21 protein-coding genes are annotated in these 24,818 nt (G+C 65.0%); 11 read left to right on the top strand and 10 right to left on the bottom strand.

Annotation, left to right across the window (positions count from 1 at the left end):
- The first annotated feature begins 51 nt into the window (after positions 1–51).
- Complete coding sequence (locus tag GYA94_RS14130; RefSeq protein WP_110677469.1) at positions 52–840, top strand: substrate-binding periplasmic protein; 789 nt, start codon at positions 52–54, stop codon at positions 838–840.
- A 219-nt stretch (positions 841–1,059) separates the two neighbouring features.
- On the top strand, positions 1,060–2,952 hold the full coding sequence (rhlE2, locus tag GYA94_RS14125; protein WP_110677467.1) for an RNA helicase RhlE2: 1,893 nt from the start codon (positions 1,060–1,062) through the stop codon (positions 2,950–2,952).
- Positions 2,953–3,190: 238 nt separating this feature from the next.
- Here the strand turns inward: rhlE2 and GYA94_RS14120 are convergent, their stop codons facing one another.
- The 3 genes from GYA94_RS14120 to GYA94_RS14110 form a co-directional block, all read right to left on the bottom strand.
- Positions 3,191–3,769, bottom strand: a complete 579-nt coding sequence (locus GYA94_RS14120) for a YceI family protein (RefSeq protein WP_009682831.1) — start codon at positions 3,767–3,769, stop codon at positions 3,191–3,193.
- 32 nt (positions 3,770–3,801) lie between these two features.
- Complete coding sequence (locus tag GYA94_RS14115) at positions 3,802–4,353, bottom strand: cytochrome b (RefSeq protein WP_009682830.1); 552 nt, start codon at positions 4,351–4,353, stop codon at positions 3,802–3,804.
- Between the two features lie 254 nt (positions 4,354–4,607).
- Positions 4,608–6,473, bottom strand: coding sequence for a flavin monoamine oxidase family protein (locus GYA94_RS14110; RefSeq protein ID WP_125855366.1), 1,866 nt, complete (start codon positions 6,471–6,473; stop codon positions 4,608–4,610).
- A gap of 225 nt (positions 6,474–6,698) precedes the next feature.
- Here GYA94_RS14110 and GYA94_RS14105 point away from each other — a divergent pair, with 225 nt between their 5' ends.
- On the top strand, positions 6,699–8,105 hold the full coding sequence (locus GYA94_RS14105; protein WP_029887358.1) for an adenosylmethionine--8-amino-7-oxononanoate transaminase: 1,407 nt from the start codon (positions 6,699–6,701) through the stop codon (positions 8,103–8,105).
- A 70-nt stretch (positions 8,106–8,175) separates the two neighbouring features.
- Positions 8,176–8,895, top strand: a complete 720-nt coding sequence (locus GYA94_RS14100) for a 16S rRNA (uracil(1498)-N(3))-methyltransferase (RefSeq protein WP_110677463.1) — start codon at positions 8,176–8,178, stop codon at positions 8,893–8,895.
- Here the strand turns inward: GYA94_RS14100 and trhA are convergent, their stop codons facing one another.
- The 7 genes from trhA to GYA94_RS14065 all read right to left on the bottom strand — a co-directional run bounded on the left by trhA (position 8,896) and on the right by GYA94_RS14065 (position 18,519).
- Positions 8,896–9,513, bottom strand: coding sequence for a PAQR family membrane homeostasis protein TrhA (gene trhA / locus GYA94_RS14095; protein ID WP_054913905.1), 618 nt, complete (start codon positions 9,511–9,513; stop codon positions 8,896–8,898). It lies immediately after the preceding gene.
- A 116-nt stretch (positions 9,514–9,629) separates the two neighbouring features.
- Positions 9,630–10,091 carry a chemotaxis protein CheW gene (locus GYA94_RS14090; RefSeq protein WP_054904974.1) on the bottom strand — a complete coding sequence of 154 codons (462 nt, stop codon included), beginning with the start codon at positions 10,089–10,091 and terminating at the stop codon, positions 9,630–9,632.
- On the bottom strand, positions 10,084–15,033 hold the full coding sequence (locus tag GYA94_RS14085) for a hybrid sensor histidine kinase/response regulator (protein WP_110677458.1): 4,950 nt from the start codon (positions 15,031–15,033) through the stop codon (positions 10,084–10,086). The genes GYA94_RS14090 and GYA94_RS14085 overlap by 8 nt, the downstream gene beginning before the upstream one ends.
- Positions 15,034–15,081: 48 nt before the next feature.
- Positions 15,082–17,106 (bottom strand): methyl-accepting chemotaxis protein, encoded by a 2,025-nt coding sequence (locus tag GYA94_RS14080; protein WP_223809682.1) that lies wholly within the window; start codon positions 17,104–17,106, stop codon positions 15,082–15,084.
- A 47-nt stretch (positions 17,107–17,153) separates the two neighbouring features.
- Positions 17,154–17,708 carry a chemotaxis protein CheW gene (locus GYA94_RS14075; protein ID WP_009682820.1) on the bottom strand — a complete coding sequence of 185 codons (555 nt, stop codon included), beginning with the start codon at positions 17,706–17,708 and terminating at the stop codon, positions 17,154–17,156.
- Positions 17,705–18,070, bottom strand: coding sequence for a twitching motility response regulator PilH (gene pilH, locus GYA94_RS14070; protein ID WP_009682819.1), 366 nt, complete (start codon positions 18,068–18,070; stop codon positions 17,705–17,707). Before pilH ends, GYA94_RS14075 begins: the two co-directional genes overlap by 4 nt.
- A 47-nt stretch (positions 18,071–18,117) precedes the next feature.
- On the bottom strand, positions 18,118–18,519 hold the full coding sequence (locus tag GYA94_RS14065) for a response regulator (protein WP_009682818.1): 402 nt from the start codon (positions 18,517–18,519) through the stop codon (positions 18,118–18,120).
- Between the two features lie 242 nt (positions 18,520–18,761).
- Here GYA94_RS14065 and gshB point away from each other — a divergent pair, with 242 nt between their 5' ends.
- The 7 genes from gshB (at position 18,762) to GYA94_RS14030 (ending at position 24,698) form a co-directional block, all read left to right on the top strand.
- The gene (gene gshB / locus GYA94_RS14060) at positions 18,762–19,715 is read left to right on the top strand and encodes a glutathione synthase (RefSeq protein WP_054904978.1); all 954 of its coding nucleotides are present in this window, start codon (positions 18,762–18,764) and stop codon (positions 19,713–19,715) included.
- A 91-nt stretch (positions 19,716–19,806) separates the two neighbouring features.
- Entirely contained in the window at positions 19,807–20,712 is a 906-nt protein-coding gene (locus GYA94_RS14055; protein WP_054904979.1) for an energy transducer TonB, read from the top strand.
- A gap of 138 nt (positions 20,713–20,850) precedes the next feature.
- The gene (locus GYA94_RS14050) at positions 20,851–21,420 is read left to right on the top strand and encodes a YqgE/AlgH family protein (protein WP_029887678.1); all 570 of its coding nucleotides are present in this window, start codon (positions 20,851–20,853) and stop codon (positions 21,418–21,420) included.
- Positions 21,420–21,845 (top strand): Holliday junction resolvase RuvX, encoded by a 426-nt coding sequence (gene ruvX, locus GYA94_RS14045; RefSeq protein WP_110677457.1) that lies wholly within the window; start codon positions 21,420–21,422, stop codon positions 21,843–21,845. The genes GYA94_RS14050 and ruvX overlap by 1 nt, the downstream gene beginning before the upstream one ends.
- A gap of 49 nt (positions 21,846–21,894) precedes the next feature.
- Positions 21,895–22,413, top strand: a complete 519-nt coding sequence (pyrR, locus tag GYA94_RS14040; protein WP_161892525.1) for a bifunctional pyr operon transcriptional regulator/uracil phosphoribosyltransferase PyrR — start codon at positions 21,895–21,897, stop codon at positions 22,411–22,413.
- Positions 22,414–22,425: 12 nt separating this feature from the next.
- Positions 22,426–23,430, top strand: a complete 1,005-nt coding sequence (locus tag GYA94_RS14035; RefSeq protein ID WP_009684474.1) for an aspartate carbamoyltransferase catalytic subunit — start codon at positions 22,426–22,428, stop codon at positions 23,428–23,430.
- Entirely contained in the window at positions 23,427–24,698 is a 1,272-nt protein-coding gene (locus GYA94_RS14030) for a dihydroorotase (protein WP_110677455.1), read from the top strand. The genes GYA94_RS14035 and GYA94_RS14030 overlap by 4 nt, the downstream gene beginning before the upstream one ends.
- Positions 24,699–24,818: the final 120 nt, after the last annotated feature.

Genomic DNA, 24,818 nt, shown 5'->3' with positions numbered 1-24,818 from the left:
CCGGTGCCCTGCCCTCTGGCCTTGCACCGGCCGAGCGCGTAATCTCCCGGCATGCCCCACATCGCCCGGCTGTTCTGGATCCTGCTGCTCGTTTGCCTGAGCCCGATGGCCCTGGGCGAACGCTTGCGCCTGGTCTCCGACGACTGGGCGCCCTACGTGTACCAGCAGGACGGCCATCCACGCGGCATCGACTACGAAGTGACCAACCTGGTGTTCGCCCGCCTCGGGGTCGAGGTGGAATGGCAGTTCCTGCCGTGGAAGCGTTGCCTGGCAATGGTCGAACAAGGCCTGGCCGACGGTATTGTCGATATCTTCCAGACCGAGTCGCGTCAGCCCTACCTGGTCTACGCGCCAGAGCCCATGTCGGAGGTCGAGTTCATCCTGTTCCAGGCCAGTGTGCGCCGCCATGTGGTCAACCAGCTGGAAGACCTGGCCGGGCTTACCGTCGGCACCTCGCCCGGCTACACCTATGGCGCAGCTTTCAGCGGGGCCACCTACTTCAAGCGCGAAGCCGCGCCCACCCACGAAGCCAATTTCGGCAAGCTGATGCTGGGCCGTGTCGACCTGGCGATCACCGACCGCAAGGCTGGCCATTACCTGGCGCAGCAGCTGGGCCTGCAACGGCAGGTCGAGGCGCTGCCACTGGTGGTCAGGCGCCAGCACCAGTACCTGGCCCTGGTGCGCAAGCCGGGCCGCGAGGCACTGGCCGAGGCGTTTGCCGAAGAACTGCGGCGTTTCAAGCAGGAAGCGGCCTATACGGCGATCAGCAACCGCTACACAGGCGACACCAAAAACATTCTCAACGCCGTTGAGCAGCAGGAAAGCAGCACAGCGCGATAGCTCTGTTATACTCGGGCCTTCCCGCCCGGCTCACGCCCGGACGCTCGGCCTCGCAACAGGCATCCCGATCGGCACTGGCGCACCTTCGCGTCCACCCTCCGTTTCCCGGATGTGCAGTGAAAGCCCAGCTGGACCGGACGCGATCGCATCCCGACGATGCCCGTCGCGCCAGGCAGAACATCCCATACGGGCCCAGCCCAAACGAGAACAGGATCGCCCATGTCCTTTGCTTCCCTCGGTCTCTCCGAGGCTCTTGTCCGCGCTATCGAAGCTGCGGGCTATACCCAGCCGACCCCCGTGCAACAGCGGGCCATTCCCGCCGTGTTGCAAGGCCGCGACCTGATGGTTGCCGCCCAGACTGGTACTGGTAAGACCGGCGGCTTTGCCCTGCCGATTCTCGAGCGCCTGTTCCCGGCCGGCCACCCCGACAAGTCGCAGCGCCATGGCCCGCGCCAACCCCGCGTGCTGGTACTGACCCCGACCCGCGAACTGGCCGCCCAGGTGCATGACAGCTTCAAGGTGTATGCCCGCGACTTGCCCCTGGTCAGCGCCTGCATCTTCGGCGGCGTAGGCATGAACCCTCAGATCCAGGCCATCGCCAAGGGTGTCGACGTACTGGTCGCCTGCCCTGGCCGCCTGCTCGACCTGGCCGGCCAAGGCAAGGTCGATCTGGCCCACGTTGAAATCCTCGTCCTGGACGAAGCCGACCGCATGCTCGACATGGGCTTTATCCACGACGTGAAGAAGGTACTTGCCCGCTTGCCGGCCAAGCGCCAGAACCTGCTGTTCTCGGCCACCTTCTCCAAAGACATCACCGACCTCGCCGACAAGCTCCTGCACAACCCGGAGCGCATCGAAGTCACCCCGCCGAACACCACCGTGGAGCGTATCGAGCAACGCGTGTATCGCCTGCCGGCCAGCCACAAGCGTGCCCTGCTGGCGCACCTGATCACCCTCGGTGCCTGGGAACAGGTGCTGGTGTTCACCCGGACCAAGCACGGTGCCAACCGCCTGGCCGAGTACCTGGAAAAGCACGGCCTGACCGCCGCCGCCATCCATGGCAACAAGAGCCAGAACGCTCGTACCAAGGCGCTGGCCGACTTCAAGGCCAACAGCGTCCGGGTACTCGTCGCTACCGACATCGCCGCCCGCGGCCTGGACATCGACCAACTGCCACACGTGGTCAACTTCGAGCTGCCGAACGTCGAGGAAGACTACGTGCACCGTATCGGCCGTACTGGCCGCGCCGGCCGTTCGGGCGAGGCCATTTCCTTGGTCGCCCCGGATGAAGAAAAACTGCTCAAGAGCATCGAGCGCGTCACTCGCCAGCGCATTCCCGATGGCGACCTGATGGGCTTCGACGCCAGCCAGGTAGAAGCCGAAAAGCCCGAAGTACGCGAGCGCCCGCAGAATAACGGCCGCGGTGGCCGTAACCAGCAGGCCCGCGGCGAAGGTGGCAAAGACGCCAATGGCGGCCGCAAGGACAAGGGCAAGGACAAAGGCAAGGCCAAGCAGCAAACAGCTGAAAAGCCCGCCGACAAGGAAAAGAGCGGCGACAGGCAACAGCAGCCGCGCAAGCCGCGTGACAAGAAGCCGCGCCAGCAGCAACAAGCCAGCAGCAGCCCCAGCGTGCCGAAGGTTCCTGCCGATCGTGACCCGGAAGAGTTCCTGGACGACGAGATCGACAACTTCGGTAACCGCGCTGACTACGTCAGCCCCTACCAGGGCAAGAACCAGGGCCGCAATCGTCGCCCGGGTGGCGGTCAGGGCCAGGGCCAAGGCAATGGTCAGCGCAGCAACACTGGTGGTCAGGGCCAGGCCCGTAGCGGCGGCCAGCAGCGCAGCGGCGGTGGCAGCGGCGAAAAACGCCCGCCGCGCGCCAACAACGGAGGCGGTGCCCGTCGTGATGGCGGCGCTGGCCGTGGTCGCCCGGCCCGTGACGATGCTGCCCGGCAGGAGCCAGCCGTGCGCAACCCGCGCCAGGCGGAAAAACAGCCGGTGATCATCCGCAAGGAATCCAAGCTCGACCGTTTCCCTACGCCTGAGCAGCTGGATGACTTGCCAAGCCGCCCCCGCGGTGAGCGCCCAGCGCTGCTGACCCGCAAGGGCTAAGCCCAGGTAGCAAAAAAAGACGCCGCCCGATGGGCTAATGCCAGTCAGTTAAGTAATGTGGGGCCGCTTTGCGACCCTTCGCGGGCACGCCCGCTCCCACAGGGATAGCGCATTTCTTGAATTTAGCGCAAAACGTGTGGGAGCGGGCGTGCCCGCGAAGGGCTGCAAAGCAGCCCCAGTAACACTTAACTGACAGCCATTACCCGATGGGCGGCGTTTTTCAGGGGCAACGCAATACTTACTTCTGCTTCACGCCTTCGACACTGATATCCAGGTCCAGAGTTTGCGAAGCCGGGCCCGGGCCCTTGATGCCGAAGTCGTTCAGGTTCAGCGTGGTGGTCGCGTTGAAGCCTGCACGCTCCCCGCCCCATGGGTCTTTGCCTTCACCGTTGAAGGTTGCCTTGAAGGTGACCGGCTTGGTCACGCCGTGCATGGTCAGGTCGCCAGTCACGTCAGCGGTCTTGTCGCCAGTCGACTTCACGCTGGTGGAGACGAACTTGGCGTCCGGGTATTTTTTCACGTCCAGGAAGTCAGCGCTGGCAATGTGCTTGTCACGCTCGGCGTGGTTCGACCACAGGCTGGCGGTTTTCAGGTCGACGCTGATCTTGCTGGCTTCAGGCTTGGCGCTGTCCCAAGTGAAGTTGCCGTCGAAGTCCTTGAAAGTACCGTGGATGAAGCTGTAGCCCAGGTGGCTGATTTTCCAGTCAACGAACGCGTGCTGGCCTTCCTTGTCGATCTTGTACTCGGCAGCCATTGCCTGGCCAGCAGAGAGCAGAGCGGTACCCAGCGCCAGAGCGGCAAAAGTCTTTTTCAACATCCTGTTCCTTCCTATGCAATTGAGGTTGAGGGTCAAGCTTTGCGGCCCAGCATGCGGGTCAGGGTCGCGTCACGGTCGATGAAATGGTGCTTGAGTGCAGCCAGGCCATGCAGCACGGCAAAAATCACCAAGCCCCAGGCCAGCCACAGGTGGATTACCCCTGCCACGTCTGCCTGGTCCGGCAGGTCACTGATCAACGCCGGCACTTCGAACAGGCCGAATACCGGAATGCCAACGCCGTCGGCAGTGGAAATCAGGTAGCCGGCGCCCATCACGGCAAACAACCCGAGATACAGCGCCAGATGGCCCAGTTTGGCCGCCAGGCGGGTGAAGCTGCCATGGTTGGCCGGTGCCGGCGGTGGCGGGCTGATGAAACGCCAGAGTACACGCAGCAGCATTACCGCCAGCAGCACCAGGCCGATGCTCTTGTGCAGGTCCGGGCCGGCTTTGCGCCACGGGCTGTAGTAGTCGAGGCCGACCATCCACAGGCCCAGGCCGAACAGGCCGAAGACTGCCAGTGCCACGCCCCAGTGCAGGACGATGCTGACCACGCCGTAGCGGGAAGGTGAATTGCGCAGTTGCATGTTGACGTGTTTCCCCGTGAAAGCTGTGCACAGACTAACGCGTAACGTATCGAATAAAAGCGGAAAAAATTGCTTCGGATTATCGATAAATCCGATAGAAATTCTGAACGCTTCCCATTAAGGAAACATTAACGCCAACGGCTGTGAATGGGGTAGCCAGGGCCGGCCTCTACCAGGGCGCCCGCTCCCGCCAAGGACCACTGTGTCCGTTGCAGGAGCGGGGCTACCCCCCTAGAGACCGGCACTGCGACCGATCAACCCGCCTTGGCCTGCGGGTTGGCGACAGGTTTCTTGGCCGGCTCCGACTTGGCGTTGGCCTTTTTGCTCTCGGCAGGCTTGGTCGCTGGCTTGTGCGCTGGCGCATGCTTGGCAGGGGCGGCCTTGGCCGCAGCAGGCTTGGCTGGCGCCGCCTTCACTGCCGGTGCCGGTGCCGGTGCTGGTGCTGCCTGGGGCGCTGGCGCAGGGGCAACGACCGGCGCCGCTTCGTCAGCCTTGGCTACCGGCTGGGCCTTGGCCTCTGGCGCGTCAGCGCCACCGAACAGGCGCTTGAAGAAGCCTGGCTTGTCTTGCTTGGCCTCATCGCCTGCCTTGGACTCAGCCTTGGCAGGTGCCTGCTCAGCCTTGCCCGCTTTGTCGGACGAGCCACCGAACAGGTTGGAGAAGAACCCGCCCTTGCTCGCGGCAGCTGCCCCGGCACCGGCGGCGGCTGCCGCGACCGGCGCGGCCTTGACCGGGTCGAACGACTTGCCGGCCAGCAGGTCCTGGGCCTGGCTGGCGGCACGTTGGCCGCTGCGCAGGGCGCCTTCCAGGGTGCCCGGGTACAAGGCATCGGTGTGCTCACCGGCAAAGGTGATGCGCTGCACCGGGCGCTCCCACAGGCGCCAGAACTTGCTGATCTGACCCGGCCCGTAGGCCAGGTAGGCACCGCCGGTACCGGCATCGACGCTATACCGCTTCACCTCGTAACCGGTGAACGCACCGCGTGCCTGCGGGTAGAAGGCATGCAGACGGATCAACACCTGGTCGACCATCTGCTTGTCGCCGAAAGCCTGCAGCAGGCGGGCGTTGTCGCCGGACAGGTTGATCACCACGTTCGCCCCGCCCTTCAGCGCCGGCTCGATCCACAGCATGCCCAGACCGGCGTTGCTGAACACCTCGCCCGACATGCGCGCGCGGCTTTCCCAGACCGGCTTCTTGAACTTGAGCATCAGCTGGTCACGCCAGCCATAGTTGGTGCCCTTGAGCGCCGCCAGGTGCTGGCTGTCCAGCCCCGGGGTGATCTGGATCTTGGCCAGGGCGCGCAATGGCACGGCCATGACCAGGTAATCGGCCTGGTAACCGACACTGCCGACCTTGACGGTGACGCTGTCCTTGTCCTGAACGATGGCGGTGACCGGCGAGCTGGTCTTGATGGTCTTCAGCTGCTTGACGAAGGCCTGGGCCAGCACCGGGCTGCCGCCAGGCAGGCGCGCGGCCCGCAGGTCACGGTCACTGACGTTGCGGTAAACACGGTTCTGCTGGGCGAAGTACAGCAGCGACAGGCGCGACGGTTCGTCGTAACGGGTGCGGATTTGCTGGTTGATCAGTTGCCGGGCGGTGGCCGGCAGTTGCAGCTTGTCCAGCCAGCTGGCGACGTTGATCTGGTCAAGGGCAAACAGCGTGCTGGTGGCCTGCGGATTGAGCGGGTCGTCGATAGAGCGGGCCAGGTCATCGAGGGTTTTCTCGTAACGCTTGAGTGCCTCGGCGGTGGCCGGCTGCTTGGTGGCCAGGTCGGTTGCGCTGAAGTACTCACCGTCGATCAGGTAACCCGGGGTGCGCACGAACTCTGGCGCCGGCAGGGTCGTGAGCTTGAAGCGCTCGAGGTACTCATTGAGCACAGGTTGCGCCTTGGCGTTGCCGATCCACTCGCTGGTGGCCAGGCCAGAGCGCCCGCCCATGCTGGCCTTGGCCTCCAGCAGGGTGACCTGCCAGCCTTTGTTCTGCAGCTCATAGGCTGCCGTAAGGCCCGCCAGGCCACCGCCGACGACGATCGCCGTGGGTGTCTTGTCCTTCGCCAGCGCAGCGCCGCTGGACACACCAATCAATACCAACGCGCACAGGCGCACCCAAGCAGCAGCCATGTCGGCGAACTCCGAGTCAGAGGTTACAGGAACGAGGAGGGGCAGAAATGCCCCGAGCGAGATGCGTTAAGAATACGTCAGCCGTGCCGGCCCTGCCAGCGCAGTGATATCAAGTGCCCTTGGCAACTGACAATTTTACCTGCTGCCGCCCGGCGGTTGTCCAACCCTGCGGCATTGCTTAGGCTTACGCGGTCGAACCACGCCGCAAAGCCAGGAGAAGTGCCGATGGGCCTCAATGATCAGTGGATGCAACGTGACCTCAAGGTCCTGTGGCACCCCTGCACCCAGATGAAAGACCATGAGCAGCTGCCGCTGATCCCGATCAGGCGCGGTGAAGGCGTATGGCTCGAAGACTTCGAAGGCAAGCGCTACCTGGACGCGGTGAGCAGCTGGTGGGTCAATGTGTTCGGCCACGCCAACCCGCGCATCAACCAGCGCATCAAGGACCAGGTCGACCAGCTGGAACACGTGATCCTGGCCGGCTTCAGCCATCAGCCGGTGATCGAGCTGTCCGAGCGCCTGGTGGCCATGACCCCGGCCGGGCTTGACCGGGTGTTCTACGCCGACAACGGCTCATCGTGCATCGAAGTCGCGTTGAAGATGAGCTTCCACTACTGGCAGAACGTCGGCAAGCCAGGCAAGAAACGCTTCGTCACCCTGACCAACAGCTACCACGGCGAAACCATCGCCGCGATGTCGGTCGGCGATGTGCCGCTGTTCACCGAGACGTACCAGGCGCTGCTGCTCGATACCCTCAAGGTGCCGAGCCCGGACTGCTACCTGCGCCCCGAGGGCATGGGCTGGGAAGAGCATTCGCGCAACATGTTCGCCAGTATGGAACAGACCCTGGCCGAGCACCACGAAACCATTTCGGCAGTGATCGTCGAGCCGCTGATCCAGGGCGCCGGCGGCATGCGCATGTACCACCCGGTGTACCTCAAGCTGTTGCGCGAGGCCTGCGACCGCTACGACGTGCACCTGATTCACGACGAAATCGCGGTGGGCTTTGGCCGTACCGGCACGATGTTCGCCTGCGAGCAGGCCGGCATCCGCCCAGACTTCCTGTGCCTGTCCAAGGCCCTTACCGGGGGCTACCTGCCACTGGCGGCCTGCCTGACCACCGACAAGGTGTACCAGGCCTTCTATGACGATTACCCGACCCTGCGGGCGTTCCTGCACTCGCACAGCTACACCGGCAACCCGCTGGCCTGCGCAGCGGCGCTGGCGACCCTGGACATCTTTGCCGAGGACAACGTGATCGAGGCCAACAAGGCCCTGGCCGCACGCATGGCCAGCGCCACCGCCCACCTGGCCGACCACGCCCACGTGGCCGAGATCCGCCAGACCGGCATGGCGCTGGCCATCGAGATGGTCCAGGACAAAGCGGGCAAGGTCGCCTACCCCTGGCAACAGCGCCGGGGCCTGAAGGTGTTCGAACACGCCTTGAGCCGCGGCGCTCTGTTGCGCCCGTTGGGCAGCGTGGTGTACTTCCTGCCGCCGTACGTGATCACCCCCGAGCAGATCGACTTCCTTGCCGAGGTCGCCAGCGAAGGCATCGACCTTGCCACCCGCGAGCGCATCAGCGTGGCGGTGCCGGCCAACTTCCACCCCGACTTCCGCGACCCGGGCTGATCGTGCAGCCCTTTCGCGACACAAGGCCGCTCCGACCCAGGGCGCGTTTCCCTTTGCCAACGAGCACTACATGAGACTGTCCCGCTTTTTCATCGATGCCCCCCTGAGCCTTGGCGAGCATGACCTGCCCGAGGCCCAGGCCCACTATATTGGCCGCGTCTTGCGCATGGCCCCCGGCGACGCCGTGCAGCTGTTTGATGGCAGCGGCCAGGAATACCGTGGCCATTTGCTTGAAGTGGGCAAGAAAACCGTACGCGTCAGCCTCGACCAGGCGTTTGCCGGCCAGGCCGATTCGCCTTTGCACATCCACCTTGGCCAAGGCCTGTCCCGCGGCGAGCGGATGGACTGGGCGATCCAGAAAGCCACCGAACTGGGCGCCAACGCCATCACGCCTATCGTCAGCGAGCGCTGCGAAGTGCGCCTCAAAGACGAACGCGCCGACAAGCGCCTGGCGCACTGGCGCCAAGTGGCAATCAGCGCCTGCGAGCAATGCGGCCGCTCCACCTTGCCGGCCATCAACCCACCCACCACCCTGGCCGAATGGCTGAGCAGCACCCAGGCTGAGCTGAAGCTGGTGCTGCACCCGGTGGCCGAGCCGCTCACGAGCCATGCCAGGCCCGCCACCCTGGCCTTCTTGATCGGCCCTGAAGGCGGCCTTGGCGACGCTGAAGTCGAACAGGCGCAAAGCGCAGGCTTCCAGGCCGCACGCCTCGGCCCGCGCGTGCTGCGCACCGAAACCGCACCGGTAGTGGCGCTGTCGGTAGCGCAGCAGTTGTGGGGCGACTTTTAACTAGCGCACGTAGAACGACACCGCCACGAAGTGCAAAAGGCTGCCGGCGATCACGAACAGGTGCCAGATACCGTGCGCGTGGCGCAGGCGGCTGTCGAGGGCGAAGAAGATGATGCCCACGGTATAGAACACTCCGCCGGCGGCGAGCCAGGCAAAGCCGGCGGTACCCAATGCCTGCAGCAAGGGATTGACCGCCACCAGTACGATCCAGCCCATCACCGCGTAGATGATGATCGACAGGATCCGCGCTTCGGAGCGGGGCTTGATTTCCTGCAACATGCCGATCACTGCCAGCCCCCAGACCACGCCGAACAGGCTCCAGCCCCACGGGCCATGCAGGCTGACCAGGCAAAAAGGTGTATAGCTGCCGGCAATCAGCAGGTAGATCGACAAGTGATCGAGCTTGCGCATGATCACCTTCGCCCGGCCGCGCGTGCTGTGGTAGAGGGTGGAGATGCTGTACAGCAACAGCAAGGTGCTGCCGTAGATGGAGAAACTGACGATCTTCCACGGGTCACCTTGCATACCCGCAACCACGATCAGCCAGATGGCACCGATGCTAGCCAGGATGGCACCGACCAGGTGCGTCCAGGCATTGAAGCGTTCACCGTAATACATGCAAACACAGACCTCTCTAGGAGCGGCTAGTTTCAAGCGGCAAGCTGCAAGCCGATCGCGGTGAAATGAACACCGCCCTCAAGCTCGCAACTTCAAGTTTGAAACTTCGAGCGCTGCTATTGCAATTGCGCGTCACGCACCAGCCTTTCCAGCGCAACCAGGTCCGGCACCCGCGCCACTTGCTCGCCCACCTGCACGGCGGCCAACTCCAGCCGCCCCAGCGCCACGTCCACATAGTTGAGCTGGCTGTCGAGCTTGCAGGAACGCGGAATGTCCTGCAGCAGCAATGCCAGGTAGCGCAGGCCGGTGTCGCCCAAGGCATTGAGCACCACCACCCGCGCCCGCTCCCCGCACGGTGTTTCGCCACCGCAGGCAGCCTCGAAACCGATCAGCGGCAGGCGCTGCTGGCGCCAGTCGATCCAGCCCAGGTGCCAGGGCGGGTCGCCGCGCTGGCACAACAGGTTGCGTTGGCCGCTCAACTCGGCCACCGCCACGTTCGGTAGCACCAGGGTCCGGTCACCCAAGGGCAGCAACAACCCGGTCAGGCTGCTGCGCTGGCCGGCAATCAGTTCAAGCATGGGTCTGGCTCCACTGGGCGATACTTTGCAACAGCAACGACTCTTGGTACGGCTTGCCCAAGTATTCGTTCACGCCAATCGCCATGGCCCGGTCGCGGTGCTTCTGCCCGGTACGCGAGGTAATCATGATGATCGGCAGGTCTTTGAGCCGCTCATCACGGCGGATACGCGTAGCGACTTCGAAGCCGTCCATGCGCGGCATCTCGATGTCCAGCAGCAGCACATCGGGGCGGTGCTCCTGCAGCAAAGCCATGGCATCGACGCCGTCCTTGGCCGTGAGCACGCTCATGCCGTGGCGTTCCAGCAGGCGGCTGGTGACCTTGCGCACCGTGACCGAGTCGTCCACCACCATCACCAGCAAGGCGCGGCGCGGTACCGGGCCGGGCAACTGGCGCGGGTTGGCGCCCCCGGGCAGGCGCGCCAACCTGCGCTGCTGGCCACGCAGTTGGCCCAGCAGGTCGAGAATCAGCACGACCCGCCCATCGCCCAGCAACGTCGCCCCGGAAAGCCCGGCAACGGCGGCAAATTGCGGCCCCAGGCTTTTCACCACGATCTCCCGGCTGGGTGACAAGGCATCAGCCTGGATCGCGAACGACTGCTCCTTGGAATGCACCAGCAGCACCGGCAGCGGCACACTTTGCCCCAGCAAGCTCGGGCGCGGCATGCCTTGCAGCAACTCGCCCAGGTAGCGCAACTCGTATTCGTGGCCGGCATACACATAGCGTGGCGTGTCCAGTTGGTAGCACGCCGCCAGCTCGGCCGGCGGCACGCGGACGATGCCTTCGATGGTATTGAGCGGGATGGCGTACTGTTCCTCGCCCAGGTGCACCATCAAGGCGCGGTTGATCGACACCGTGAACGGCAGGCGAATCAGGAACCGCGCGCCTTTGCCCTGGGCCGACTCGATGCTCATCGAACCGCCCAGCTGCTTGACCTCCTCGTGCACCACGTCCATGCCCAGGCCACGCCCGGATATCTGGGTAATCTTCTCGGCGGTGGAAAAGCCGGGGCGCAGGATGAACTGCAGGATCTCGTGGTCGCTCAAGTGCGCCTGCGGGTCCAGCAAGCCGCGTTTGATCGCCTTGCGCCGTACAGCCTCCAGTGGCACGCCGGCACCGTCGTCGGTCATTTCGATGACGATATCGGCGCCTTCGTGCAGCAAGTTCAGGTGGATGGTACCCAGCTCCGGCTTGCCCGCAGCCAGGCGCATTTCGCGGCTTTCCAGGCCATGGTCCACGGCGTTGCGCAGCATGTGCTCCAGCGGCGCCACCATGCGTTCGAGCACGCTGCGGTCCAGTTCGCCCTCGGCGTTGCCGACCACCAGCTCCACTTGCTTGCCCAGCTCGCTGGCCACCTGGCGCACCACCCGCTGCAAGCGCGGTACAAGGCGTTCGAAAGGCACCATCAGGGTGGCAGTCAGGCCCTCCTGCAACTGGCTGTTCACCCGCGCCTGTTGCTGCAGCAGGCTGTACGCCTCCTGGGCGCGCTGGGCCAGGGTTTCCTTCAGGTCGAGCAGGTCCGAGGCAGACTCGAACAGTGCCCGCGACAGCTGCTGCAACTGCGAATGGCGGTCCAGCTCCAGGGGGTCGAAATCGTCGTAGGCATCGCCCTCGAACGGCTGGCGGCTGGAGATCCGCCCCTGGGTCTCGCTATCCAGGCGCAACAACTGGTCGCGCATGCGCTCTAGGGTGGTTTCCATTTCGTTGAGGGCAAACTGCGCATCGTTGACCTGCTGCTCGATGCGCCCACGGATGATCGAATGCTCACCTGCCAGGTTGCCCAGGTCGTCGAGCAGTTCGGCATCGACCTTGACCATGTCGCCGGCGGCGCGCTCAGGTGCCGCTGCCGGCACTTCGGCAGCGCTGGCATCTTGCGGCCCCTGGCCTGCGGCACTGTCGGTCAGTGCCGCGCTGCTGAAATTGCGTATGTAGTCGATCAGCGCCGTGGCCGCGTGCAGCGGCTGCCCCAGGCGCACGGCATCGAGCATTTGGGCCAGGCGATCGTGGCAGTTCTGCAACAAGGCGAACAACGGTGCACTGGGTGGCAGGCGGCCGGCGGCCAGAAGCTCGTAGAGAAACTCAAGCTCATGGGCAAGGTCGCCGATTGGGGTGATTTCGACCATGCGCGCCACGCCCTTGAGGGTGTGCAGGTCGCGCATCAGGTTGTCCACCTCGACGCTGCTGCGCGGGTCGGCTTGCCAGCGGGCCAGGGCTGCAGCGGCGCTTTCGACGATGTCCGAGCTTTCTTCGAGGAATACCTCCAACAACTCCTCGCCAGGGCTTTCGGCCTCCTCGACCTGGGGCTCGGCCACTTCCGGCGGCAGTGACGGGCGTGGCAAGCCCAGGCCCAAGGCGTCGGTCAGGTCCATGTCCGGGTGCAGCGGGGTGACCGCGTCGATACCCACCAGGCCGGTGGCATCCGGGGCCAGCGCCTGGTCCAGCAGCGCACGCAGGCGCTCGACCAGTTCCGGGCGCGGCGCGACATCCTGGCCGGCCGCCACTTCATCGAGCATGTCCATCAGGGCTTCATGGGCGCCCTGGGCCAGGGCGAAGAAACCTGCTTCGGCAGCCAGGCTGCCCTCCTCCACGGCACCATAGAGGTCGAGCAGGGCCTCGCACAGGTCATCCATTGGGCGAAGGTCGGCCAGGTGCGCGGCATGGCCCAGCGTGGTCATTTCATCCAGCAGGGTGTCCAGCGCATCGCGTTGGCCGGGCTGCTGCTGCCAACGCGACAGCAACGATTCGGCGTTGAGCAGGGTATCCATCGCTTGCGCGAGGAAACTGGCCACCCACTGCGGGTCATGCCTGCCGCGCCGCTGCTGCTGAGGGTCGGCGTGCAGGCTGGCCAGCCGCTCGTCCACTGCCTGGCCAACCCGCTCGATCAGGTCCGAGGCCCCGGCAATGGCGGCCAGCGGGTTGCTGTCCAGTTGCGCCAGGCCCAGCTGGAACAACGCCCGGGCAGCCTCAAGCCACTCGACTTCAGCCATCTGCAGCGGTAACTGGTGGCCCTTGTATTCGCGTACCAGGCGGTCGAAGGCCGTGGCCAGTTCGGCAAGCGGCATCACCCCGGCCATGGCGGCGCTGCCCTTGAGCGTGTGCAAGGCACGTTGCAGGTCATCGCTGACCGGCGTGTCATGGCCGCCGGCACCCTGCAGGAACGCGTCGAGACTGGCCAGGTGGCCTTGCGCTTCGCTGCGGAAGATGTCCAGCAACTGCGGGTCGAGGCCATCGAGGTCGGCGACCGCGGGTGGGTCGTTTTCAGCCAGGCCATGCAGATGCCCAGCCAGTCGTTCGATGTCGCTCAGCTGCGGTAACTGGCCTGCGGCAAAGTCGGCCAGCAGGTCTGGCAACTGCACGAAGGCCTGCTGCAGCGCCACCACGCCCTGGGCGCTGAGCGCCCTGCGGCCTTCGATTACACGGTTCAACAGGTGTTCGGCGCCCCACGCCAGTTCGGCCACGGCTTCGGCATGGACCATACGCCCACTGCCCTTGAGCGTGTGCAAGGCGCGCCGAACATCGCCCAGTGCTGCCATCTGCTGGTTATCGGCACGCCAGCGCAGCCAGTGCCGCTCGATTTCCGGTAACAGCTCACCGGCCTCTTCGAGGAACACCTCGCGCAGCTCATCATCGATGCCATCACTGCTGTCATCGGCGCCTTCAGTGGCGGTGGGTTGCGTACACTGCACCCCAAGCGCAGCCAGGCTGGCCCGTGCGGTGTCGATAAAGGGCTGGCCATCGGCCAGCGGATCTGCGACACGCCATTGCAGATAACACTCGGCCGCGCTCAGGGCCTGCGCCAGGTGGGCCAGCTCATCGGCCGGCGGCTCCGCTTCCAGGTGTTGCAGCCAACCCTGCACATAGCCGGCACACCCCCCAAACAGCTCGGCCACCGCAGGCAGCATCAACATGGCCAGTGCCCCGCGAACCTGCTGCAACAACCCCGGCAGGGGTTGCAGGCGCTGCCGCGGCCAGCCGGACTCCAGGCAATCGCCAATCAGGTCCTTGGCCTGCTGCAGCACATTCAGCGACTCGTTCAGCACCAACTGGCGAATCTCGGCCAGGTCCGAGCCAGCCAGGCCGCCCTGGCCGTTTTCCTCCAGCGGGCCGACCATGCCGTTGAGGGTAGCCTCCACGTACAGCAGCGCACCTGCCACATCCATCAGCACCGCATCGTCAACGGCACGCGCCCCCTCGGCCAGCGCCTGCAAGGCCAGCACCTGGTCGATGATCACCCGCCGTGGCTGCTGAAAGCCCAGCACGGCGAGGGTATCGGCGACATGCCGCAGGGGCGCCAGCAAAGCGTCAAGCTGTTCACGGTGCTGACGGTCGCCCCGCACGAACTGGTCAAGCCGCTCCTTGATGCGCATCAGGTCGTCGCACAGCGCGGTCACTACCGAGCGCAAGGCGTCCCGGCCCGGCCCGGCCTGCAGCTGTTCACGCCAATTGCCCAGCGACAGATCGAGGTTGGCCAGGTCATCGGCACCGGCGAAGCGGTGCGCCGTGCCGCTGATCAGGCTGGCCTGGGCCAGCGGCTCGACACCCCGGCAGGCGCGCAACTGGTTGAGCAACGGCAGCATCACCAATGGCAGGTCATGGCGCGCGCCACGCAAGCGTTCAAGGTACGCCGGCAATTGCTCGAGGCCGCGGAACAATGCGCCCAGGCAATCCCCGCGCGGGCTGACCTGGCCATCGGCCAAGGCCTTGGCGAACAGCTCCAGCTCTTCGGCCAAGCGTGTTGCGCCGCGCAATTCGAGCATCCGCAGGCAACCATGCACCTGGTGCAGGTTGTCGACCACGAAGGCCAGCATCGACAGCTCGCCCGGCTCGCCGGCAAAGCGCTCCAGCGCCTGGCGGGCCTGGCCCAGGCAATCGAGGATGGCGGCCTTGGTCCAGGTCAGCGCCACGGTATCGTGGCGCTCGGGGCTTAGTGCTGCTACAGCCATGGGCACTCCTCAGCGCGGCATATCAGTACGGCTCATCGCAAGGCCGGTTCACTTGGGCTCGGCAGGTGGTGGCAAGGTGAAGCCAGATACCGAACGGCGCATCTCGCTGGCCATGCGCGCCAGGTGGCGAATACTGTCGGCGGTCGCACCAGAACCGGCGGAAGTCTGCGCAGTGATCTGCTGGATCACCGCCATGGTGTGGGAAATCTGCCCGGCCGAAGAGGTCTGCAACTGCGCAGCATCGGAAATGCTGTGGATAAGGTCGGCAAGGTTCTGCGACACCCCTTCGATCTCGGCCAGCGCCACCCCGGCATCCTGGGCCAGGCGGGCACCGCGCACCACCTCGGCGGTAGTTTGCTCCATGGATATGACGGCTTCGTTGGTGTCGGCCTGGATGGTGCGCACCAACGCCTCGATCTGGCGGGTGGCCGACGACGAGCGCTCGGCCAGGCGCTGCACTTCGTCGGCGACCACGGCAAAGCCGCGCCCGGCTTCGCCCGCCAGCGAGGCCTGGATCGCCGCATTCAGGGCAAGGATATTGGTCTGGTCGGCGATATCGTCGATCAGGCTGACGATATCGCCGATTTCCTGGGACGACTCGCCCAGCCGCTTGATGCGCTTGGCGGTGTCCTGGATCTGCTCGCGAATGTTGTCCATGCCGTTGATGGTGTTGTGCACCACCTCGTTGCCCTTGTTGGCGATGGCCACCGAGCGCTCGGCAACCTTGGCAGATTCATAGGCATGTGCGGAAACCCGGTCGATCGACTCGACCATGTCGCCCACCGCCTCGGACGCCTCGCTGATCTGCTCAGCCTGCTGCTCGGAGGCCTTGGCCAGCTGCCGCGCGGTGTTCTGCGTATCCTGCACGGCGGCGGCAACCTGCACCGCACTGTGGTTGATGGTAGCGACCAGGTCACGCAGCTGGTCGACCGAATAGTTGATCGAGTCGGCAATGGCGCCGGTAAAGTCTTCGGTGACCGAAACCGTCACCGTCAGGTCGCCATCGGCCAGCTCTTCGATTTCATCGAGCAGGCGCATGATTGCCTGTTGGTTGCGTTCGTTCTTTTCTGCCGTCTCGCGCAGCTGGCGGTTGGTGGTACGCACCATCACCAGGCCGATGAGGATGATCGAAGCCAGGGCCAGCAGGCCCAGGGCGTAGCCACCCACGGTATCGAGGGTGCGCCCGCCGGCCAGGTTTTCAAAACCGTTGGCCAGGTGCGAGGCCTCGTCGAGCAGGGTTTGCGACAAGCTGAAGATATTGCCCGCCGCCTCGCGCACCCGGAACAGCTCTGGGGAGGTTTCGAGAATTTCGTCCACCGAACCGGCAACGAACTGGAACAGCTCGGCAATTTCGGCCAACCGGGCACGGGCGTCGGCATCTGCAACTCGGGTTACCTGGATGCCCGCATCGCCGTTGAGCATCCCTTGCAGCACCTGGCCGAAACGCCCGGCATCACGCCCGAACGCATCGGCCGCCTGGGCTGCCGCGTCATCACCGGCCAGCACGGTGTTGACCGAGCCGAGGATCCGCTCGGCCAGCAACAATTGGCGCTGGGCCACCGCCACCTGGTTGGCCGGGGCGCCGCTCTGCAGCAGGATCTCGACGACCTTTTCGTACTCCACCTGCAGTTGCGGCACGGTTTCGGCCAGTGTCGCCGCCACCTGGTGCAGCGACAGCACCGTCTGTTCAGTGGCCAGGATGGTATCGGTGTTCTTGCGCAGGTTTTCCCAGTCACGCCGCACCGCTTCCATTTCATCACGCACGGCGGGCGGCGCCGGCGGCAGGCCGGTGGCCTTGTCACCTTGGCGCAGGTAGCCCCAGCGCCGCTCGAAATCGTTGCGCGCATCCGACAGCAACTTGAACGCCAACGCCTTGCCTGCAGCGGCTTCGGTGGCGTTCTTGGCGATGCGCTGCGACAGCACGCGCAACTCGCCGGCATGGCCGATGTACTGCTTGTCGTAGTTGGACTGGGTATTCAGGTAAGCGAAATTGGCGAACAGCAGGATGATCGACAGGATCAGGATCAGGAACAGCACGGTGATCTGCGCGATGCTGCGGGTACGCGGGGTCACGGTGGTGGCCGTGACGGGGGCGGCGGGTGTGTTCACGTTCGCAGGTCCTATAGCGCCACATCGAGAAAGCCCGGCGCCTGGGCCAGGGCGAAGGGGCTGAAGATCGCCCAATTGCGTTCACGCGGGAAGTGCCCTTGCACAAAGCGCGCAGCGGCCCGAATCAGCGGCTGTGGCGGGGACAGTTGCAGGCTGTCGAGGGTAAAGTGCTGCAAACCGAGCACTTCGTCCACCAGCAGGCCGACGAACAGGTCGTCGTGGTCCACCACCAGCACCCGGCGCTGCTTGCCCGGGGCGGCGTGGCCCAGGCCAAAGAAGCTGCTCAGGTCCATTACCGGCAACAACCGGCCACGCAGGTTGGCCACGCCGCAGACCCATGGCTGCACCCCCGGTACCCGGCTGCTACGGGGCTCGCGCAGCACCTCGGCCACCTCGCCCATGGGCGCGACGAACCATTGCCCGGCGGTGCGAAAACCAATGCCACTCCACTCTTGCAGGCGGTTGTCTTGCGGCGGCTGGTCAGCGACCAGCAAACGGCAGCGCCGGTCGATGTCCAGCAACAACTCGAAGGCGGTCAGTGACGCGCCCTGCGGGCGGGTGGTCAAGCCCCCAGCACTTCTTTGAGCTTGGCGATCAGCGCCTCTTCGCCCACCGGTTTGGTGAGGAAGTCGCGGGCGCCCTGGCGGGTGGCCCAGATGCGGTCGGTCTCCTGGTCCTTGGTGGTGACCACGATCACCGGAATGGCACTGGTTTCCGGGTCTTTGCTGAGCTGGCGGGTGGCCTGGAAGCCGTTCATGCCCGGCATGACGATGTCCATCAGCACGGCGTCCGGCTTTTCCTGCCGGGCCAGGGCCACGCCGTCGGCACCGTTGTTGGCCTTGAGCACCTCGTGGCCATTCTTTTCAAGAAACTGGGTCAAACTCGTCATCTCTGTCGGCGAGTCGTCGACAATCAGAACTCGGGCCATGCTGTTACCCCATCAGGAAAGTAGAACCGTGCCATGGCGGGGCGCGGTCAGGGTGCTTGTGGTTCAGGTGCCGCAAACCCGGGCACATGGGCACGGATTGCGTCGAGCAGTTCTTCCTTGCTGAACGGCTTGGTCAGAAACTGATCAGAGCCGACTACCCGGCCGCGGGCCTTGTCGAACAGCCCGTCGCGCGACGACAGCAGGATCACCGGGGTGTCCTTGAAGGCGCTGTTGTGCTTGATGATGGCGCAGGTCTGGTAGCCGTCCAGGCGCGGCATCAACACGTCGACGAAGATGATGCCGGGGCGGTGATCGACGATCTTGGCCAGGGCATCGAAGCCATCGCTGGCGGTGATCACCTCGCAGCCGGCTTCACCGAGCAACATCTGCGCAGTGCGGCGGATCGTGCGCGAGTCGTCGATCACCATCACCTTCAGGGGTTGTTCCATAGACGCCTACCCGTGGGAATTGAGCTGCAAGTTGCAAGCGGCAAGTTACAACAAAAGCCCAGCCGGCACGCGGCTGCTTTGCTCTTGAGGCTTGGAGCCAAGGGCTTGCAGCTGCATTTTTAACACACTCCGGGTGGCCGTTCCATCTGCGCCGCCCCTTGACCAGCGGCGTTCACAGCGCCACCCTGAGCCACTTTTCTTTCGACCCATCGCGGCAACGCGCCGCCAAGAGGAACCACCCCATGAGCGTTCGCCTCGGCATTGTCATGGACCCGATCGCGTCCATCTCCTACAAAAAGGACAGCTCGCTGGCCATGCTGCTGGCCGCCCAGGCACGCGGCTGGAGCCTGTTCTACATGGAGCAGCGCGACCTGTACCAGGGCGAAGGCAAAGCCCGTGCGCGCATGCGCCCGCTGAACGTTTTCGCCGACCCGGCCCGCTGGTTCGAGCTGGGCGAAGAACAGGACAGCACCCTGGCCGAGCTGGACGTGATCCTGATGCGCAAGGACCCGCCGTTCGACATGGAGTTCGTCTACAGCACCTACCTGCTGGAGCAAGCCGAGAACGATGGCGTGCTGGTGGTCAACCGCCCGCAAAGCCTGCGTGACTGCAACGAAAAACTGTTCGCCACGCTGTTCCCGCAGTGCACGCCACCGACGCTGGTCAGCCGCCGCCCGGACATCATCCGCGAGTTTGCCGCCAAGCATGGTGACGTGATCCTCAAACCGCTGGATGGCATGGGCGGCACGTCGATCTTCCGCCACCGGGTGGGCGACCCGAACCTGTCGGTGATCCTCGAAACCCTGACCGCGCTGGGTGCCCAGCAGATCATGGCACAGGCCTACCTGCCGGCGATCAAGGACGGCGACAAGCGCATCCTGATGATCGACGGCGAGCCGGTCGACTACTGCCTGGCGCGCATTCCGGCCAGCGGCGAAACCCGTGGCAACCTGGCTGCCGGTGGCCGCGGCGAGGCGCGCCCGCTGAGCGACCGGGACCGCTGGATTGCCGCCCAGGTGGGGCCAACCCTGCGCGAGAAAGGCCTGCTGTTCGTGGGCCTCGACGTGATCGGCGATTACCTCACCGAGATCAACGTCACCAGCCCGACCTGCATTCGCGAAATCGACAACGCCTACAACACCGATATCGGCGGCAAGCTGATGGATGCCATTGATCGCCAGTTGCAGGCGCGCTGACCGCCGACGCACGGCATTCACCCGGAGTGGGGTATGATGCGGGTCCCATTTGCCTGGCCTGCTGCCCCGCCCTGCGGTTGCTGGATACCCGATGACGCTGCCCGCTGACATCCCTTCCGACCTGCTGCCCCCACGCGTTCGCCCAGTGGACCGGCTCGGTTTCACGCTGTTCCTGGCTGCGCTGGTGCACCTGGCGCTGATCCTCGGCGTCGGTTTCACCGTGGTCAAGCCTGCCGAAATCCGCCATACCATGGACATTACCCTGGCCACCTTCAAAAGCGAAAAACCGCCGGAGAAAGCTGATTTTCAGGCCCAGGACAACCAGCAAGGCAGCGGCACCCTGGACAAGAAGGCGGTGCCCAAGACCACCGAAGTGGCGCCGTTCCAGGACAGCAAGATCAACAAGATCACCCCCCCGCCGGCAGCCAAGCCGGAAGTAGTGCCGCCACCAACCCCGCAGAAGTCAGCGGTGGTGACCACCGCGCCCAAGGCGCACAAGGTCGAGCCCAAGCCCAAGCCCAGCAAGGCGCAACCCAAGCCAGCCGCGCCCGCCCCGGACTTCGACAGCTCGCAGCTGTCCAGCCAGATCGCCAGCCTGGAGGCAGAGCTGTCCAACGAACAGCAACTGTACGCCAAGCGCCCGCGCATCCACCGCCTGAACGCTGCCTCGACCATGCGCGACAAGGGCGCCTGGTACAAGGAAGAGTGGCGTAAGAAAGTCGAGCGGGTGGGCAACCTCAACTACCCCGACGAGGCGCGCCGGCAGCAGATCTACGGCAACCTGCGCATGATGGTCTCGATCAACCGCGACGGCTCGCTGTACGAAGTGCTGGTACTGGAGTCGTCCGGGCAGCCGGTGCTGGACCAGGCAGCGCAGCGTATCGTGCGGCTGGCGGCGCCGTTCGCACCGTTTACCGGGGACCTGGCCGAATTCGATCGCCTGGAGATCATCCGCACCTGGCGCTTTGCCCGTGGGGACCGTTTGTCCAGTAACTGAGTTATGCCTTGGGTTTAGGGCTTGCGATATGCGGCGGCGCTCGATCTCACAACCAACAAAACCCTCAAGACACTGACCAACCAAACGACACAAAGCGGACCTTGTCAGCCCCGCCACCTGGCGCCACACTACTACCCCATGAAAACCCTCACGCCGAGCTACCTCAAGCATCAGTTCCTGATCGCCATGCCGCACATGGCCGATCCGAACTTCGCCCAGACCCTCACGTACATTGTCGAGCACAACGCCCATGGCGCCATGGGCCTGGTGGTGAATCGGCCGCAGGAACTGAGCCTGGCCGATATTCTCGAGCAATTGCGCCCGGACGAAACGCCGCCGGACAGCACCTTGCAGGTGCCGATCTACCAGGGCGGCCCGGTGCAGACCGACCGTGGTTTCGTGCTGCACAGCAGCGAGTGCAGCTTCCAGGCGAGCGTGGCGCTGGAAGGGCTGACGCTGAGCACGTCGCAAGACATCCTGCTGGCCATTGCCGCCGGGGTCGGCCCCAAGCAAAGCCTGATCACGCTCGGCTATGCCGGCTGGGAAGCCGGCCAGCTGGAAGCGGAGCTGGCCGACAATGCCTGGCTCAACTGCCCGTTCGACCCGCAAATCATCTTTGAAATGGCCAGTGACCTGCGCCTGGAGGCCGCCGCCGCCAGCCTGGGCATCAACCTGCACCTGCTGACCAGCCAGGCGGGCCACGCCTGATGGCCGAACTACGCCTGCTGCTGGGTTTCGACTATGGCAGCAAACAGATCGGTGTGGCCGTCGGCCAGGTCATCACCGGCCAGGCACGTGAGCTGTGCACGCTGAAGGCGCAGAACGGCGTGCCGGACTGGGCCCAGGTGGAAAAGCTGATCGGTGAATGGAAGCCGGACGCCATCGTCGTTGGCCTGCCGCTGAACATGGACGGTACGCCCAGCGAAATGAGCGCCCGCGCCGAAAAATTTGCCCGCCGCCTCAATGGCCGCTTCAACCTGCCCGTGCACACCCACGACGAGCGCCTGACCACTTTCGAGGCCAAAGGCGAGCGCATGGCCCGTGGCGGCCAGCGCGGCAGCTACCGCGACAACCCGGTCGATGCCATCGCCGCGGCCCTGTTGCTGCAAGGCTGGCTGGAGGCCAATACCTGATCATCTTTGCCGCCGGCCATGCCCGGCGCACCCTTCCGAGGAGCCCGCAATGAGCCTACCCAACCCCGCCGAGCTGGTCCGGCAGATGGCTGTCGACCTTCGCGCCCACCTGGCCCGCCGCAGCATCAGCGAGCCGCGTTACATCGGTATTCGTACAGGTGGTGTCTGGGTTGCCCAGGCCCTGCAGGAGGCCATGGGCGACGAGAGTGCCATGGGTACCCTGGACGTCTCGTTCTACCGCGATGACTTCAGCCAGAATGGCCTGCACCCGCAGGTACGCCCGTCCGAGCTGCCGTTCGAAGTCGAAGGTCAGCACCTGGTGTTGGTGGATGACGTGCTGATGAGCGGCCGCACCATCCGCGCGGCGCTCAACGAACTGTTCGATTATGGCCGCCCGGCCAGCGTCACCCTGGTCTGCCTGGTGGACCTGGATGCCGGCGAACTGCCAATCCGCCCGAATGTGGTCGGCACCACCCTGTCGCTGGCCCCCGATGAACGGGTAAAATTGACCGGACCCGCACCGCTCGCCCTCGAGCGCCAGGACCTCGCCTCCGCTTCCGCCCTTTAAGAGTCCCCCGCGATGACGCCAATCGACGCCAAGCGCCCGCTGCAGCTCAATGACCAGGGCCAGCTGCGCCACTTCCTCTCGCTTGACGGTTTGCCCCGCGAACTGCTCACCGAGATCCTCGACACCGCCGACTCCTTCCTGGAAGTCGGTGCCCGGGCCGTGAAAAAAGTCCCTTTGCTGCGCGGCAAGACCGTGTGCAACGTGTTCTTCGAGAACTCGACCCGTACCCGCACCACCTTCGAGCTGGCAGCCCAGCGCCTGTCTGCCGACGTGATCAGCCTGAATGTGTCGACGTCCTCGACCAGCAAGGGCGAGACCTTGTTCGACACCCTGCGCAACCTCGAAGCCATGGCCGCCGACATGTTCGTCGTGCGCCACTCCGACTCGGGGGCTGCGCACTTCATCGCCGAGCACGTGTGCCCGCACGTTGCCGTGATCAACGGTGGCGACGGCCGCCATGCGCACCCGACCCAGGGCATGCTCGACATGCTGACCATCCGTCGCCACAAAGGCAGCTTCGAGAACCTGTCGGTAGCGATCGTCGGCGATATCTTGCACTCGCGGGTAGCCCGCTCCGACATGCTGGCGCTCAAGGCCCTGGGTTGCCCGGACATTCGCGTGATCGGGCCGAAAACCCTGATCCCGGTCGGTATCGAGCAGTACGGCGTGAAGGTCTACACCGACCTCGCCGAGGGCCTGAAGGATGTCGACGTGGTGATCATGCTGCGCCTGCAGCGTGAGCGCATGGCCGGTGGCCTGCTGCCCAGCGAAGGCGAGTTCTACCGCCTGTTCGGCCTGACCACCGCCCGCCTGGCCGGGGCCAAGCCGGATGCCATCGTCATGCACCCAGGCCCGATCAACCGGGGCGTGGAGATTGAGTCCGCGGTGGCCGACGGCAAGCATTCGGTGATCCTCAACCAGGTTACCTACGGCATCGCCGTACGCATGGCAGTGCTGTCCATGGCCATGAGCGGGCAAAACGCGCAACGTCAATTCGACCAGGAGAACGCCCAGTGACCATCAGCATTCTTGGCGCCCGGGTCATCGACCCCAACAGCGGCCTGGACCAGGTCACCGACCTGCACCTGGACGGTGGCCGCATTGCTGCCATCGGCGCCGCCCCGGCCGGTTTCAGCGCCAGCCGCACGATCCAGGCGCAAGGCCTGATTGCAGCGCCTGGCCTGGTCGACCTTGGCGTGTCCCTGCGCGAACCGGGCTTTAGCCGCAAAGGCAACATCGCCAGCGAAACCCGCGCAGCCGTGGCCGGCGGCGTGACCAGCCTGTGCTGCCCACCGCAAACCAAGCCGGTGCTGGACACCTCGGCCGTGGCCGAGCTGATTCTCGACCGTGCCCGCGAAGCGGCCAACAGCAAGGTCTACCCGATCGGCGCCCTGACCAAGGGCCTGGAGGGCGAGCAACTGGCGGAACTGGTGGCCCTGCGTGACACCGGTTGCGTGGCATTCGGCAACGGCCTGAAGGAAATCCCCAACAACCGTACCCTGGCCCGCGCCCTGGAGTATGCCGCCACCTTCGACCTGACCGTGGTGTTCCATTCCCAGGACCGCGACCTGGCCCAGGGCGGCCTGGCCCACGAAGGCGCCATGGCCAGCTTCCTTGGCTTGCCGGGCATTCCGGAAAGTGCCGAAACCGTGGCCTTGGCGCGCAACCTGCTGCTGGTCGAGCAGAGTGGCGTGCGCGCGCACTTCAGCCAGATCACCAGCGCCCGTGGCGCGCGGCTGATCGCCCAGGCCCAGGCACTTGGCCTGCCGGTAACCGCTGACGTGGCGCTGTACCAGCTGATTCTCACCGACGAGTCGCTGCGCGAGTTTTCCAGCCTGTACCACGTGCAGCCACCGCTGCGTACTGCTGCTGACCGTGACGGCCTGCGTGAAGCGGTCAAGTCTGGCGTGATCCAGGCGATTTCCAGCCACCACCAGCCGCACGAACGCGATGCCAAGCTGGCCCCTTTCGGTGCTACCGAACCGGGTATCAGCAGCGTCGAGTTGCTGCTGCCGCTGGCCATGACCCTGGTGCAGGACGGCCTGCTCGACCTGCCCACCCTGCTCGCCCGCCTGAGTAGCGGCCCGGCTGCCGCCCTGCGCCTGCCTGCGGGTGAGCTGAAGGCAGGCGGCGCGGCCGACCTGGTGCTGTTCGACCCGCAAGCCTCGACCGTTGCCGGCGAGCAATGGCTGTCGCGGGGTGAGAACTGCCCGTTCATCGGCCACTGCCTGCCGGGTGCAGTACGTTATACCTTGGTCGATGGGCACGTTTGCCACGAGGCCTGAGGGCTAGCTGCAAGCTGCAAGTCGAAAGTCGAAAGTCGAAAGTCGAAAGTCGAAAGTCGAAAGTCGAAAGTCGCAAGAAGAAGCAAGCCTCCCACGGATCTGCTTTTTCTTGCCGCTTGT

The sequence above is a fragment of the Pseudomonas juntendi genome, from assembly GCF_009932375.1.
In the GTDB taxonomy this organism is placed as follows: Bacteria; Pseudomonadota; Gammaproteobacteria; order Pseudomonadales; family Pseudomonadaceae; genus Aquipseudomonas; species Aquipseudomonas juntendi.
This window is presented reverse-complemented; position numbering and strand designations above follow the sequence as displayed.